This window comes from Streptomyces sp. NPDC007929, assembly GCF_042959065.1.
Classification (GTDB): Bacteria; Actinomycetota; Actinomycetes; order Streptomycetales; family Streptomycetaceae; genus Streptomyces.
The window spans coordinates 172793-187158 of the sequence record NZ_JBIBKD010000006.1 but is presented as its reverse complement, the minus strand read 5'-3'; the positions used below and the strand labels follow the sequence as shown (position 1 = coordinate 187158).

The window sequence follows — 14366 nt, the reverse complement described above, 5'->3', positions numbered from 1 at the left end:
ACCGGAGAACGGCGACGACGACCGCGGGGGTCGCCACGACCCGGCCCGCCTGACCCGCCCCGCATGCCTCAGCACAGAGCGCTGCTCATCGGAGCGAGCGACTACGACGACCCGCGCATCCAGGACCTGCCGTTCGTCCGCGACGACCTCCAGCGGGTCCGGGAGGTGCTGGTCGAGCGCGGGTTCCAGTCGGCGGAGATCGTCGAGAGCAAGCGCGGCATCACCCCGAACACCGTCAACGGCCGCATCCGCGCGTTCCTGCGGGACGCGGGCCGGGGCGACACCCTGCTGATCCTGCTCAGCGGGCACGGCCAGCACTTCGAGGGCAAGGACTTCCTGATCCCCGAGGACGCCACGTTCGACGTCGGGGTCTTCGCCCACAGCTGCATCGAGATCGGCTGGGAACGGGAGCTGGAGGACTGCGCCGCGGCCCATGTCGTCTTCCTCGTCGACGCCTGCCGTGAGGGCATCGACCGCGACACCATGGCGGCACTGCCCGGGGTGCGGCCCTGGCCCCGGCGCAAGGTCGCCGACGCGCTGCGCCGCAAGGTGGCCTACGTACACGCCTGCGCGGCACCCCAGTTCGCGCTGTTCGTCGGCGAGAAGGAGACGGTCCGGCCGGGCTTCGACCCCGGTACGCAGCCGGGCGAGTCGTTCAGCCTCTTCTCCCGCGCCCTCGCCGACACGATCGCGGCGGACCCCCACGCCCTGCGGCTGCGGGAGTTCGCCGCGCGGATCCAGACCCGGGTGGAGGAACTGCACCGCGCCTACGGCAAGGCACGCGCGCTCCAGCAGGTCACGGTCGTCACGGAGACCACGGCCGCTCCCGGCGGGGAGGACTTCCCACTGCTGCCCGGCCCCGACCGCCGGACCGAGGCCCACCCCTGGATCCGCTCGGCGGAACGGCACCCCATCTGGCAGCGCACCCCCGACGGGCCCGCCCGCCGGCATCTCCAGGAGACCTGTACGGCCCTGGCGGCCCGGCTCGCCTCGGCGTACGAGGGCGCGGCGCCCGCCCTGCGCGACGACCCCTGGCACGACGCCGAGCTGGCCCGTCGTACGCACGAGCGGCTCGGCTTCCTCGCCGGCCGCCTCGCCGACGGCGTCCAGGTGTCGCCGACCGAGGCGGCCCTGGCCGTCCTGCTGCCCCTGGTCGAGCAGACCTTCTGGGCCCAGGAGTCCGCGCAGCGGGTCGGCGTACTCGGCGCGGACCGGTGCGACGCCGGTCCCGATCACAGCCGCTTCCGCAAGTTCGGCCAGGGGTTCCCGCGGCTGAAGCGCCGGCTGCTCACCCTGCACGACAAGACGGCGCCGCGCGGCTCGGTGGAGCGGATCCGCTGGTGGCTGTTCCACCGCTGGCTGATCCAGCAGCCGGAGCTGTACGCGGCGGAGGCTCTCAAGTCCCTGCTCGGCGAGCTGCCGAGCGGCTCGGACCAGCCCTCCTGGGTGGCCGACGCGCTCTCCGCGGACCGTCTGATGCGACTGCTGAAGGAGCACCGCACGGCCCCGTTCTCGGTGCGCCGGGCCGCCGCCGCCCGGCCCGCGAGGGACGCCTCCCACGAGGAGCACGACGTCATCGCCGCCGCCACGGGTGACGAGCACGAGGTACGCACCCGTCTGGTCTCCGCCCTGCTCAAGGCTGCCTACGCGATGGCCGTGGACCCCGTCGACCTGCCCGAGATCGTCGTGGAGCACATCGGCATCTACGACAGCGTCGACCTGGGCGAACTCCTGACCACCGTGCGCCGTTCCGACTGGCGCCATTCCGGTGTGGGCCGGTCGCTGAACGCGGTGTGCTCCCACCCCGCCGTCCAGATCGCGCTGCGCGAGCACGCCATCCGCGTCGACGCCCTGCTCCGCGAGATCAACCGCGGCGACGACCCGGCCCTGGCCGCGCTCGGCGCACTGCCGCCGTACGCCGACGGCAGCCGGGTGAGTCTCGACGGCAACACCCCCGACCAGTTCTCCGACGGCATCCGCTTCCAGCTCGCCGAGGACCGCGTCCAGGAACTCCTCATGGGCGAACAGCTCTACGGCGACCGGGAGCTGGCGGTCCGCGAGCTGTACCAGAACGCGCTGGACGCGCTGCGCTACCGGGACTGCCGCACCCAGTACCTCCAGCGCACCGGGCAGGCCGCGGTTGCCTTCGAGGGGCGGATCGAGTTCGTCCAGGGCGTCGGCACCGACGGCCGCCCCTACCTGGAGTGCCGCGACAACGGCATCGGCATGGGCATCACCGAACTCGCCAGCGTCTTCTCCCAGGGCGGCACCCGCTTCGTCGACCTGCCCGAGTACATCGAGGAGCAGGTCGCCTGGAGCGAACTCCCCGAACCCAAGCTCCGCCTCTACCCCAACTCCCGTTTCGGCATCGGCGTCCTGAGCTACTTCATGCTGGCCGACGAGATCGTGGTGCGCACGTGCCGCATGGGCCGGGACGGCCGACCGGGGCGGCTGTTGCAGGTGACGATCGCGGGTCCGGGGAACCTGTTCCGGGTCGAGGACCTCGGGGAGGGGACCGAGCCGGGGACGACCGTCCGGCTGCTGCTGTCGCGGCAGGGCAAGAGCGTGTCGTGCGTGGAGGCGTTGCAGCGGTTGCTGTGGGTGGCGCCTTATCGGACGGCGGCGGTGCACGGGTCGCGGCGGCACGAGTGGGCGCCGGGGGAGTTGTCCCTGACGGCGCTCGGCATCGAACAGTCGCGACACAGGCCGGGCCTCCCGACCAAGAACCCTGTCTGCATCGCGTCCGACTCACCCGACCTCTGGTGGATCGATCATCAGGGCATCATCCTGTCCGACGGCCTGGGGACTGAGCCCGAAGTCGCGTGGCAGGCGGTGTCCGGCATGCCTCACGGCGTCATCCTGAATCTGCACGGTGAGCATGCGCCGGTCCTCACCGTCGACCGGAAGAAGGTACGGTCCTTCGACCAGGATCATGTGCGGGCCGTCGCCACCGCCGCGGCATCGAGTCTGACCCGCCCAGGTCTTCCGCTGCCGACTTTCAAGTGGCTGATGCATGTCAGCCGCACCGCGACCTGGTTCGGCGACGTCGTGGCCCGGGAGGCTCAGCTGGCCGAGCTGACATGGCGGATCGGGGACGCCTCGGTGCCCTTCGACGAAGTCGGCTACTTCCTTCCGGACACCGAGCTGATCTCCTTGGTGACCGGCAGCTACCCGCCGGAACAACCGTCCGGGCTCCACGCGGCCCGCTTCTTCGGCACCATGCCGCCGAGCGTGCTGCGGTGGCGCCTGCGCGTGCTGTACCGCGCGGGCCTTGGCGGCCCGGTGTCGCTGCCGGAACCGTGCCCGTCCGACGAGGTGTGCGCCCGGCCCTCCGACCTGCCCCTGCTCAGCGGAGGCCGGCACAGGCGTTGGGACTTCGCGTACCGGGAGTGGAAGGGGCGGGAGTACGAGCAGCATCCCGCGTTGCTCCTCGGTGGCCTCTTCGAATGGCTCGACCCCGCCCAGCCGCTCGACGCGGACGCGGCACTCACGCTGAGCTTCGTCACGGAGCGACCGCCCGCGGAGGTCGCCGACCGGCTCACCGCTCTGGGATACCAGGTCGAGCCTCTGGCCGGATGCGCCGCCGCCGACTACGAGGACCTCAAGCTCCTGCGACCGCTGGGCAACCCGGCGGGCTGGCTGACTCCGGGCTCGGTGCTCTCGGGGGCACAGGTGAGTTTCAGTGCCGCCCACCATGTCTGCTCCACGACACGAGCCGCGCGGCGTCTGCGGGACCTGGGCTTCACCGTGCCGGAGGACCCCCCGGTGCGGGAGCACTGGACCGACGAGGAGCGCAGGCTCCTCGACAGCCTGTGGTCGTCATGCACCGTGAAGCCGACTCCACAAGAGGCTCTTCGGATCTCCCGCACCCAACTGGTCTCGGTCGCCCACGAGACGGACACGACGGTGCTCCACGTCACGGAGTTCCTGTCCGAACTGGGCTTCCAGCTGCCCCCGCTCGCCACGGACCGGCCCGAACTCACGGAGGACGACCGGTCGCTCCTCCGGCACAACGGCCAGCGCCCCCCGGTGGATCAGGAGGTCTCCCTCTTCTACATGACAGAGGTAGCACGCCATCTCCACCAGACCGTCCGCTCCGTCGCGGCCCGGCTGGAAGAGCTCGGTTACGCGGTGGCGCCCGTCCCCGACGACGAAGAGCAGTTGCCTTCGTCGGCCGACACCGCTCTCATCGGCCACAGTCCCATGGCGCACACGGCCGAACCTGTGAGCCTGATGGACGTGGCCTACGGGGCACGGCAAGTGGGCATCCCACTGCCCGAGGCGATCACCGTCCTCGCCCGGTGGGGCTACCGCTGCTCGGTCACAGCCGAAGCCGTCTGCTCCGCCCCGGATATCGACAACATGCTGCATCAGCACCGTCCCTTCGCCGACCCCTCCACCCACGGCCCGGTGTCCCTCGCCGCCCTGAAGGCCGTGGGCGGTCACGCCAAGGCCCTCACCGACTTCGGCTACGACGTCGTCACCCCGTCGGACACCGACGTCAGAGAGCTCCACCTGGAAGGGCTCCTGCGCCACGCCCTCACCAACGAAAACGTCCCCGCCTTCACTCCCGACCCCGACGACCCCCCACTCACGCTCGTCACCCTGGCCGTCGTAGGGATGTCCGCCGCCAGGACGCTCCGCTGGACCGCCCTGAAAGCGACCGAACTCGGTATGCGCCACGAGATCGAGGACTGGTTCACCGCATCGGAAAACCCGTCGCCGGAGTCTCCCGCCCCCTCGTAGCCTGCCCACCATGTGGACAACGGGAGCGGAACAGGTGGAGCAGGCCGTCGCCGAGTGCGTGGACCTGCTGGGGGCGGTCACCGGGCGGGACTGGGAGGGCGTACGGGCCGGGCGGCTGGAGTGGGACTGCCGGAAGACGGCCGTGCACATCGCGAGTGATCTCATCGCGTACGCCGGGCAGTTGGCCGGGCGGGAGCAGGAGGGATACACGCCCTTCGACATCTCGCTGGACGAGGGGACCGAGAACGCGGGCGCGGTCCAGGTGATCCGCACGACGGGGGCCCTGCTCGCCGCCGCGGTCCGTACCGCCCCGCGGCACGTACGGGCCTTCCATCCGTACCCGTTCCGCAACGCGAACCGTGAGGGGTTCGCCGCGATGGGCGTGGTCGAGGTGCTGCTGCACACGCACGACATCGCCGAGGGGCTTGGCCTGGCGTACGAACCGGCGCCCGAGCTGTGCGACTTCGTGCTCGGCCGGATCTTCCCGCACGTCCAGCCGGGTCCCAGCCCGTGGCCGACCCTGCTGTGGGCCACCGGCCGCGGCGAGCTGGAAGGCCGCGCCCCGCTCACCGAGTGGCGCTGGAACAACAACCTGGTGATCGACGCCGAGCGGATCACGCTCCAGGGCGTCACCCCGGCCGCGGCCACCGATCTGTCCACGGTCGGCGACGGCGGCTTCGAGTGGATCGAGGGCGGTCCGGTCGAGGGCACCCGGGTCGGCGCGGGGCTGGTGTACAAGCAGTACGAGGACGGCGTCCACCGGCCGGAGTGGGGCATGTACGCGCTGGTCCGGCGCGAGGACGAGCGCGCGATCGGCGCCATGGGCTTCCACGGCGTCCCGGACGAGGCGGGCCGGGTCGAGGTCGGCTACGACCTGGTCGACGGCGCCCGTGGCCACGGCTACGCCACCGAGGCGCTGCGCACGCTGACGTCCTGGGCGCTGGACCGGCCGGAGGTACGGACCGTCGTCGCGATCGTCGAGCGGGGCAACACACCTTCGCGGAACGTGCTCGCCCGGGCCGGTTTCACCCAGGTCGCCGAGGACCCCGAGCACCACACCTACGAGCTGCGCGAACCCGGCGAGGGATAGCGCCCCTTGGGCCGCCGCAGCCCGGCCGCGTGCAGCAGCCGCACCACCTCGCGGCTGCTGACCTCCACCGCCCCGGCCCGCACCGCGTCGGCGTACCGGCGGTCGGGGAGGTCATAGTGGTCGCGTTCGAAGGCCCGGCGGGGGACGCCGAGGCCTTCGGCGAAGGTGTGCAGCTCCTCGTAGGAGACGTCGCTGACGAGGTGGGACCACAGGCGGCCGTGGCCGGGCCAGGTCGGCGGGTCGATGTAGATCGTCACACGAGCCTCACGACGCCGCGGGGCCGCCGATGGCCTCGCCCAGCGCTCCCACGGCGGCGACCTTCACGCCCGCCTCGCCGCACACCCAGTGCGGGTCGGGCCCCAACTCCGGCTCCACGTCGAGCGCGTGCGGCTGGCCCGCGCCGCACACCGGGCACAGCGGCCAGCGGCCGTACCGCTCCAGCAGGGCGTCCTGGACGTCCTGCGCGACCAGGCCGGCCACGTACCGGGCGCCCTCGGGCCACTGCTCGACCCACCATCGGCGCTGCTTGATGGACTCCTCGACCAGGGAGACGACATCCGCGTCGGCGACGCGGCCCGCGACGAGGTCGGCCAGCACGAGGGCGCGCGCGGCGTGCAGCGCCTGCTCCAGGGGGCTGATGGGATCCATGCACCCATTGTGCGCACTCTTGACCCGAACGCCGCCCCGAAAATATCTTTCAATGGTGACCCGAGACGTGAAGGAAATTTTCGCCCGTGAGCGCGGCGGCCCCTCGGGCGCGAGCGGCGCCCCGCCCGCCCCGGCCGCCCTCGCGGCCAAGGTGCGCACGCTGGGTCCGTCGATGACGCGTTCCATGCAGCGCGTCGCCGAGGCCGTCGCGGGCGACCCGGCCGGCTGCGCGGCCCTCACGGTCACCGGCCTGGCCGAGCTCACCGGCACCAGCGAGGCGACCGTCGTGCGCACCGCCCGGCTGCTGGGCTATCCGGGTTACCGGGACCTGCGCCTGGCGCTGGCCGGGCTCGCCGCGCAGCAGCAGTCCGGCCGCGCCCCCGCGATCACCACGGACATCGCGGTGGACGACCCGATCGCCGACGTGGTCGCCAAGCTCGCCTACGACGAGCAGCAGACCCTCGCCGACACCGCCGCCGGGCTCGACACCGTGCAACTGGGCGCGGCGGTCACCGCCCTGACCGGGGCCCGCCGCACCGATGTGTACGGCGTGGGGGCGTCCGGCCTGGTGGCGCAGGACCTCACGCAGAAGCTGCTGCGCATAGGGCTGATGGCGCACGCGCACAGCGACCCGCACCTGGCCGTCACCAACGCCGTGCAGTTGCGCGCGGGCGATGTCGCCGTCGCCATCACGCACTCGGGGTCGACGGGCGACGTCATCGAGCCGCTGCGGGTCGCCTTCGAGCGCGGGGCGACGACGGTGGCGATCACCGGCCGTCCGAACGGCCCGGTCACGCAGTACGCCGATCACGTCCTCACCACGTCGACCGCACGCGAGAGCGAGCTGCGTCCGGCGGCCATGTCGTCCCGGACCGGTCAGCTCCTCGTGGTGGACTGCCTGTTCGTGGGGGTGGCGCAGCGGACGTACGAGAAGGCGGCGCCCGCGCTGTCGGCGTCGTACGAGGCGCTGGCCCACCGGCACCGTTCCTGAGGCAGCCGCCCCGCCCAGCACCGGAAAGACACGGAAAGAGCCGTTCATGACCTCCACCTCCCACCCCCGAAATCTCAGGACCGAGTTGGAGTCCCTGACCACCGAGGCCTTCCGGCCGGAGCTCGCGGACATCGACCGGCTGCCCACCCTGGACATCGCCCGGCTGATGAACGGCGAGGACGCCACCGTGGCCGGGGCGGTCGCGGAGCGGCTGCCGGGGATCGCCGCCGCGATCGACGCCGTCGCGGAGCGGATGGCCCGGGGCGGGCGGCTGGTCTACGCGGGCGCGGGCACGGCGGGCCGGCTGGGCATCCTGGACGCCTCCGAGTGCCCGCCCACGTTCAACACCGACCCTGACCGGGTCGTCGGCCTGATCGCGGGCGGCCCGGACGCCGTGGTCACCTCCGTCGAGGGCGCGGAGGACTCCCGGGACCTGGCGGAGGCCGACCTGGACGCCCTCGCCCTGATCCCCGACGACACGGTGGTCGGCATCTCCGCCTCCGGCCGCACCCCGTACGCCATCGGCGCGGTCGAGCACGCCCGGGCCCGTGGCTGCCTCACGGTCGGGCTCGCCTGCAACCCCGGCAGCCCGCTCGCGGCCGCCGCCGACCACGGCATCGAGATCGTCGTGGGCCCCGAGCTGCTCACCGGTTCCACCCGTCTGAAGTCCGGCACGGCGCAGAAGCTCGTCCTCAACATGCTGTCGACGATCACGATGATCCGGCTGGGCAAGACCTACGGGAACCTGATGGTCGACGTGCGCGCTTCCAACGACAAGCTGCGCGCCCGCTCCCACCGCATCGTCGCCCTCGCGACCGGTGCCGGGGACAAGGAGATCGAAGAGGCCCTGACCGCCACGGACGGCGAGGTGAAGAACGCCATCCTGACGATCCTGGCCGACGTGGACGGTCCGACGGCCGCCCGTCTCCTGGAGGAGTCCGGGGGCCATCTGCGGGCGGCCCTGGCGGCGAGCGGCTGACTCACCGGTCCCTGCGGCGCTGCCCGCCGTAGAAGGTGCCTCCGGCGACGAGCAGTGTCAGCGCGGCGGTGATCGCGAGGGTGATCTCCGTGGTGTTGCGCTGGTCAGGGCTGTCGGGCAGGCGGGGGTCGAGCAGCCCGAGCGGGTCCTTGCGGATCTCCACGCGGTCACCGGGCCGGGCCTGGCCGAAGCAGTTCTCCTGCTGGGACACCTCGTACGTCGTCCTCTTGCCGCCGAGCTCCCGGACCGTGCAGACCATGTCCGGCCCACGCCGCTGGTCCCGGTCGACCACCTGGGTCACCACGGCGTCGACGGGCTCTCCGGCGGTCTTCATATACGCCTCGTACGCGGCGGGCCCGGCGAACAGCATCAGCGCGAAGCCGCCGAACGAGACGAGCGTCGCCGCCCCGGCCCGGTGCCAGGAGCCGCCGATGACGCAGGCGGCGACCGCGATGACCGCCAGGGCGACGACGACTCCGGCCCAGGTCATCCACTGCCCGAGCACGGCGCCGAGGAGGAGCAGCGCGGGCACCAGCACCGCCCACAGCGCGGAGCTGACGGTCTTGCGTCCGCCGGACGGGGCGGGCAGCGAAGTCCCCGCCCCTCCGGCTCCATCGGCAGACACCGCCGTACCGGACGCGCTCATGGTCCCGATCCTCTGTCGCTCGAACGTTCGTTGGCGCCCGCCACGATATCCAAGCGGCCCGCGCCGCTGCCGACCGGAACCCGGTCAGCCCGGAAGCCCGGCGACCAGCGGCAGCCTCCCCTCGCAGGGCTCGTCCTGCTCGGCCGTCGCCTTCTCGGCCAGGGCGTTGACGGCGGCGTTGAAGCGCTCCATCGAGGTGGGACGGTCCGGGCCGAGGACGTACTCCTTGAGGATCCGGCGCTCGGGTGCCATGGGGTCGCGGCCCGGCGCGCGCACCGAGTCGAGGATGTCCGGCAGCCGGGTGCACGCCCGGTCCAGCAGATACGCGCCCCCGGCGGTGGTGTACGCCGCGCGGAAGTCCTCGTCGGGCAGGTCGTTCGCGTTGGTCAGCACATACGGCTTGAGGCTCGCCACGAAGTCCGCGACCACGGAGGAGACGTCGCTGATCAGGATGTCGGCCTGGTCGAAGCACGCGTACAGCGTGGGCAGCTGCTTGACGATCACCTGGTGCCCGAGCGGGCCCCGGCTCTCCCAGAACAACCGGTGCCACTCGGCGCTCAGCTCGTGCCACTCGGCCTCCCCGTCCAGGCCGGACGGGCGGGCCTCGCGCGTCTGCTGCGCGTCGTCGCCGGTGAGCCGGCCCGACAGCTCGGCGAGGCGGGCCTGGATCTCGGCCAGCCGCGGCCGGGCGGCGGCCATCGCGGCCTCGGCCTCCCGGGAGTCACGCCGCTCGTTGTCGGCGCGCAGCAGCTCACGGATGGCCCGGTCCGCCTCGGCCGCCTCGCGTGAGCGCTTCCCGGTGAGGGGGTGCGGCTTGTAGAGGACCCGTACGTTCTCCGCGAGCAGCTTCTCGATCAGCGGCACGCCCATCGGGATCAGGGACGTGTGACAGTCGTCGTCGCTCCAGCCCTCCCAGGTCGGCGCGTACAGCACGGTCGGCAGGGGGCCCGGCACGTGGTCGGCGTGCAACCGGATCGACGACAGCTGCGGGCGGCCCACCTCGACGATCGCCGAGTCGCTGATGGCGTGCCGCACCCGCTGGTAGCGGTCGCGCCCGGCCCGCCCGGCCACCCAGATCTCGTCGTAGACCTTGCTGACCCGGTTGCTGCTGGCGAGCTTGTCGCTGTCGCCGTGCCCTATGAAGACGTGCTTGGCCTCGGCGACCCGCAGCATGTGCACGTTCTTGCCCGCGTTGCCCGGGTAGAGCACGACCCGAAGCTCGGGCAGCTCCAGCTGCGCCACGTCGTCGGCCTTCGGCACGCACAGGACCGGGATCGACGTACGGCCGAGGTAGCGGAACGAGGCCCGCTCCCGCAGGATGATCAGCGGCCGCCGGTCGAGCTGCTCCAGCGTCTCGATCCACATGTTGACCTGGTACATGAAGTCCCGGGACACGGACGCGAAGCTGAAGTACAGCGCCACCTCCGGCCGGTATCCGGCCAGTTGGCGGTTGACCTCGGCGATCACCTCGTCGCCCGACGGCATCCGGCGGGCCCGGCGCAGCTGCCCGAGCAGCGCCACCACGGCCGCGACCGCGAGCCCGGCGGTGACCGCGAAGCCGAGGGCCGCGGGCTGCCAGGCCCCCACCGCGAGCGCGGCGAGCAGCCCCGCGTGGGCCGGGAGGTCCAGGTGCAGCAGCTTGCGCAGGAACCGCCGGTAGAGCAGCGCGGGCGGGGACTGCGGTATGCCCGCCCCGCTCATGTCGAGGTTGCGCACGACGACCGGCAGCGTGCGCCGCCGCCGGATGGCGTGGTGCACGGCCGTGAACATGATCACCAGCGTGAAGTGGGCGGCGAACACGGCCAGCGCGGCGACCAGCACGGCGCCGGGCGCGTCCATCCGCTCGGCCAGCGCGAGCAGCATCACCGTCCGCACGGCGAACCGCATCGTGCGGGTCAGCTGCAACGCGGCCAGCCGCCGCACGAAGGCGGGCGAGCGCGTGTGCAGCACCTCGTCGGCGGCATACGTCACCGCCGAGGCGGCGGCGAAGCCCCACAGTGACGGGAGCAGCGCGAAAACCGGCAGTGCGGCGAATCCGGCGGCGAACAGGAACACGAGAAAAAGGTCGGTCTTCCCGCGCACACGCAGGACACCACACAGCCAACGGAACGTCATGGGGAGTGCTTTCTCTGGGAAAGGACGTGTATTTCCGGAGTGGCGTGCGGTGGGGCGAACGCCGGTGTGTATGCGCGATACGCCTGTTCGACGGCAATGAGGGGTGAATGGTTGTACACCTCCCGGCCACCATTACTTCACCGTGACTTGGGCTCCCGGTTGACCTGCCGCACGCGCGCCCGCAGCGTCTCCTTCACGGGCAGCGACCGCAGTACGTCGGTGAGGTGCTCGGCCGTCCGTACGTTGCACCGCCCCAAGTCGACCAGCGCGAACGGTTCGTCGCTCGCGCCGGTCACCGGGTCGACGCCCAGCGACGGCAGCACGACCCCGACTCCGGCGAGGGCGTCCCGCAGCGATTGCACGATCTCTTCGGTCGAACGCACGGTTCCCTACCTCCACGCTGAGTTTGTGATTCTCCACACAGCGTGGCCGAGCCGCCTCTAGCCTGGCCAGATACGGCGGTCCAACAACCCGATCTGTGTGACAGGGAGTTGCCCATGCCCGGTTCCAGGGACCTCGACCCGTCCTCCTCCCCGCGGGCCCTCCTGGGCGCGGAACTCCGCCACGCCCGCGAGAAGGCCGGCCTCAGCCAGGAGGAACTGGGGCAGCGGTTGTTCGTGAGCGGGTCGTTCATCGGGCAGCTGGAGGCGGGGACGCGGCGGTTGCAGGCGGAGTACGCCCGTTTGCTGGACGAGGAGTTGGGGACGGGGGACTTCTTCCAGCGGAACTGTGGGGCGGCGGCGAAGTCGAAGTATCCGGACCACTTCGCGGAAGCGGCGGAGGCGGAGGGCCGGGCTGTGGCCATCAGAGAGTTCGCATCGATGCTGATTCCCGGCCTGCTCCAGACACCCGCCTACACCCGGGCGGTGTGCCGCGCATATCAACCGACCGCACCCGATGAGGAGATCGAGAAGAGGGTGGCCGCCCGTATGGAGCGGACTCGCATCCTCGACGATCCAACAAAGCCCTTGTTGTGGGCCGTGATTGACGAGTCTGCCCTGCGGCGGGTGACAGGCGGGGCGGAGGTCATGGCCGAGGCCCTGCGACACATCAGCGGCATGGCCCGCCGCAGCCGGTCCATCGTGCAGGTGCTGCCCTTCGACGCGGGGGCGCACCCGGCCATGCAGGGGTGCGTCAAGCTCATGGACTTCGACGACGCACCTCCGCTCGCCTACCTCGAAGGTGTCGGCACAGGGCGGCTGGACGACGACCCCGCCACCGTGGCGGAGTACCGCTTCTACTACGAGTTCCTGGCAGCCTCTGCACTCTCGCCTGAGAAGTCTCTAGCCCTGCTCGAAGCAATGACGCAGGATTACGACCATGAGGAACATGCCTGAGTGGTACAAGTCCAGCTACAGCGGCGGGAGCGGCGACAACTGCCTGGAAGTCACCCAGGCATTCCCTGACGTCATCCCCGTCCGCGACTCCAAGACCCCCCACGGCCCGAAGCTCGTGTTCCGGGCCACCGCCTGGTCCGCTTTCGTCGAGAACCTCAAGGACGAGACGGCTTGAGCTTCGGGATCCGAGCTTCGAGCTCTCTTTTCAAGGATTGGGTGGAGGGCTTCAACCCACCCTCCCACCCGGCGAGTTGACGCGACGCATCCGGTTTGCCACGGACAGTCACCTGCCTCTACCGTTCCTGAACAAGCAACAGCCCCCGCCCGGTGCGCCAACACCTGCGGGGGCTTAACCATCGAGATCGGAAGCAACGATCCCATGGCTGACGCCAACTTTAGTGCCGCCTCCCCGTCCGCGCACCCCATGGCGGGGCCGGGCTACGGCAAACGCACGCCCCCCGGCCAATCCCCGCGCACGAACCACGACTTCGCCCACCTCCCACCCCGCGAAGCCGCCATCGCCACCTACCTGGACCGGCTCCCCGACGGCGCGGACATCTCGGTAAAGACGCTGGCCAAGCAGCTCCCGTACGGACAGTGCGCCCTGGGCACCGCCCTCAACCGCATCCAGCAGGCGGGCCACCTGCGTCGAGGCCGGGAGTGCATCACAGCCGACGACGGCAGCTCCCGGTGGATCACCCGTTCGTGGTGGTCCCGCACCGCCCGGGATGACGACTGGTGGACAGCGTTCACCCGCGGCGACGCACCACCGCCACAGGCAGCCCGCCCCACCCGCTCCCGCGCCCACATCCTCCTGGCCGCCCTCGGCCGCACAGCCCCCGCCCTGTCCCTCTCCCAGACCGACTGCGCGACGCTCGCCCCCCTGGTGACGGACTGGTTCGAGCGGGGCGCCTCGGAGGACGACGTACTACGGGCGCTCACCGCCGGCCTGCCGACGCCCGTCCATCACCCCGCCGCCCTGGTCCGCACCCGCCTGACCAGCAAAATCCCGCCGCCACCCACCCCAAGACCGCCCCTACGGGTCCTGGAGTGCGCGAACTGCGGCGCCCCGGGGCGTCCGGAGACCCTGCCAGGGGGGCGTTGCAGCGCCTGCCGGGGCGAACGCGCCCCCGCGCAACCCCCCGCACCCGTTTCCGCCCCCACGGTCCACGCCCACGCGGCCGGGATCCGAGCCGCGATGTCCCGCCGACGTCACGATTGCGCCGACTGAGGACAATGGAGTCATGAACCACGCCCAGCTGACCGCCCTCGGCCGCGCCCTCCGGCTCCTCGGGGAGCACGGGGAGGCCCTCACCGTCGATACCCCGGACGCCAAGCTGCACGAGGTCAAAGCCGATCTGAAGCGCGCCCTGGACCTGCTGGACGAGAGTGTCACGGGCGCCGCGCCCAGTACCCGCTGCCCCGAGCACCCGAACGGCCCGGTCGACGAGGCCGCCCCCGATCTGTGTCTGCTGTGCGAGACGCGACGCAGGGCGGCCCGCCGGGCGGAGTTCAACGGTCCCGCCCCGCAAGCCCGGCCCGCCGAGCCCGCGCCGTCCCGTTACGGCGTGCGCGGCGACCGCCCCCAGCCCCAGCAGCGCTGGCTGGCGGAGCTGTGGAACGGTCAGGCCTGGCAGCTGTGCGGCACTCCGCGCCGGGACCGGCGCGAGGCGGAACTGTTCATCAACGCCCAGCGCAAGGCCCCCCGGGCCGCCATGGCGTACCGGCTGGTCCACGAGTTCACCGACTACGAGGTGCTGCGGGTGTGGGGGACGCCGATGCGGACCGACATCGAGCCCATGGGCAACCTGTAG

The 14366-nt window shown here is 71.7% G+C and carries 13 protein-coding genes; 8 read left to right on the top strand and 5 right to left on the bottom strand.

What is annotated here, in order from left to right:
- Positions 1–63: 63 nt before the first annotated feature.
- A complete protein-coding gene (locus tag ACFZDE_RS21620; protein ID WP_391201798.1) occupies positions 64–4746 on the top strand; it encodes a caspase family protein in 4683 nt (1560 codons plus the stop codon).
- A gap of 10 nt (positions 4747–4756) precedes the next feature.
- The gene (locus ACFZDE_RS21615; RefSeq protein WP_391201795.1) at positions 4757–5836 is read left to right on the top strand and encodes a GNAT family N-acetyltransferase; all 1080 of its coding nucleotides are present in this window, start codon (positions 4757–4759) and stop codon (positions 5834–5836) included.
- On the opposite strand, the gene ACFZDE_RS21610 is transcribed toward ACFZDE_RS21615, so the two are convergent.
- Together ACFZDE_RS21610 and ACFZDE_RS21605 are read right to left on the bottom strand one after the other, a co-directional pair.
- Positions 5806–6093, bottom strand: a complete 288-nt coding sequence (locus ACFZDE_RS21610; protein WP_391000711.1) for a DUF4031 domain-containing protein — start codon at positions 6091–6093, stop codon at positions 5806–5808. The genes ACFZDE_RS21615 and ACFZDE_RS21610 overlap by 31 nt on opposite strands.
- A gap of 7 nt (positions 6094–6100) precedes the next feature.
- Positions 6101–6484 (bottom strand): hypothetical protein, encoded by a 384-nt coding sequence (locus ACFZDE_RS21605; protein WP_391000708.1) that lies wholly within the window; start codon positions 6482–6484, stop codon positions 6101–6103.
- A 55-nt stretch (positions 6485–6539) separates the two neighbouring features.
- Between ACFZDE_RS21605 and ACFZDE_RS21600 the strand changes: the two genes are divergently transcribed.
- Positions 6540–7475: an SIS domain-containing protein gene (locus ACFZDE_RS21600; RefSeq protein ID WP_391001234.1), complete on the top strand. Its 936-nt coding sequence runs from the start codon at positions 6540–6542 to the stop codon at positions 7473–7475.
- A 46-nt stretch (positions 7476–7521) separates the two neighbouring features.
- Positions 7522–8454 (top strand): N-acetylmuramic acid 6-phosphate etherase, encoded by a 933-nt coding sequence (murQ, locus tag ACFZDE_RS21595; protein ID WP_391201792.1) that lies wholly within the window; start codon positions 7522–7524, stop codon positions 8452–8454.
- 1 nt (position 8455) lies between these two features.
- Here the strand turns inward: murQ and ACFZDE_RS21590 are convergent, their stop codons facing one another.
- The 3 genes from ACFZDE_RS21590 to ACFZDE_RS21580 all read right to left on the bottom strand — a co-directional run bounded on the left by ACFZDE_RS21590 (position 8456) and on the right by ACFZDE_RS21580 (position 11598).
- Positions 8456–9100 carry a hypothetical protein gene (locus ACFZDE_RS21590; RefSeq protein ID WP_391000703.1) on the bottom strand — a complete coding sequence of 215 codons (645 nt, stop codon included), beginning with the start codon at positions 9098–9100 and terminating at the stop codon, positions 8456–8458.
- 84 nt (positions 9101–9184) lie between these two features.
- Entirely contained in the window at positions 9185–11155 is a 1971-nt protein-coding gene (locus tag ACFZDE_RS21585; RefSeq protein ID WP_391201789.1) for a hypothetical protein, read from the bottom strand.
- A gap of 197 nt (positions 11156–11352) precedes the next feature.
- Positions 11353–11598 (bottom strand): hypothetical protein, encoded by a 246-nt coding sequence (locus ACFZDE_RS21580; RefSeq protein WP_359893349.1) that lies wholly within the window; start codon positions 11596–11598, stop codon positions 11353–11355.
- 114 nt (positions 11599–11712) lie between these two features.
- On the opposite strand from ACFZDE_RS21580, the gene ACFZDE_RS21575 reads away from it, so the two are divergent.
- The 4 genes from ACFZDE_RS21575 (at position 11713) to ACFZDE_RS21560 (ending at position 14366) form a co-directional block, all read left to right on the top strand.
- A complete protein-coding gene (locus ACFZDE_RS21575; protein ID WP_391201787.1) occupies positions 11713–12552 on the top strand; it encodes a Scr1 family TA system antitoxin-like transcriptional regulator in 840 nt (279 codons plus the stop codon).
- A complete protein-coding gene (locus ACFZDE_RS21570; protein WP_391201785.1) occupies positions 12536–12727 on the top strand; it encodes a DUF397 domain-containing protein in 192 nt (63 codons plus the stop codon). The genes ACFZDE_RS21575 and ACFZDE_RS21570 overlap by 17 nt, the downstream gene beginning before the upstream one ends.
- 249 nt (positions 12728–12976) lie before the next feature.
- The gene (locus ACFZDE_RS21565; protein WP_391202574.1) at positions 12977–13783 is read left to right on the top strand and encodes a hypothetical protein; all 807 of its coding nucleotides are present in this window, start codon (positions 12977–12979) and stop codon (positions 13781–13783) included.
- Positions 13784–13796: 13 nt separating this feature from the next.
- Complete coding sequence (locus ACFZDE_RS21560; RefSeq protein ID WP_391000693.1) at positions 13797–14366, top strand: hypothetical protein; 570 nt, start codon at positions 13797–13799, stop codon at positions 14364–14366.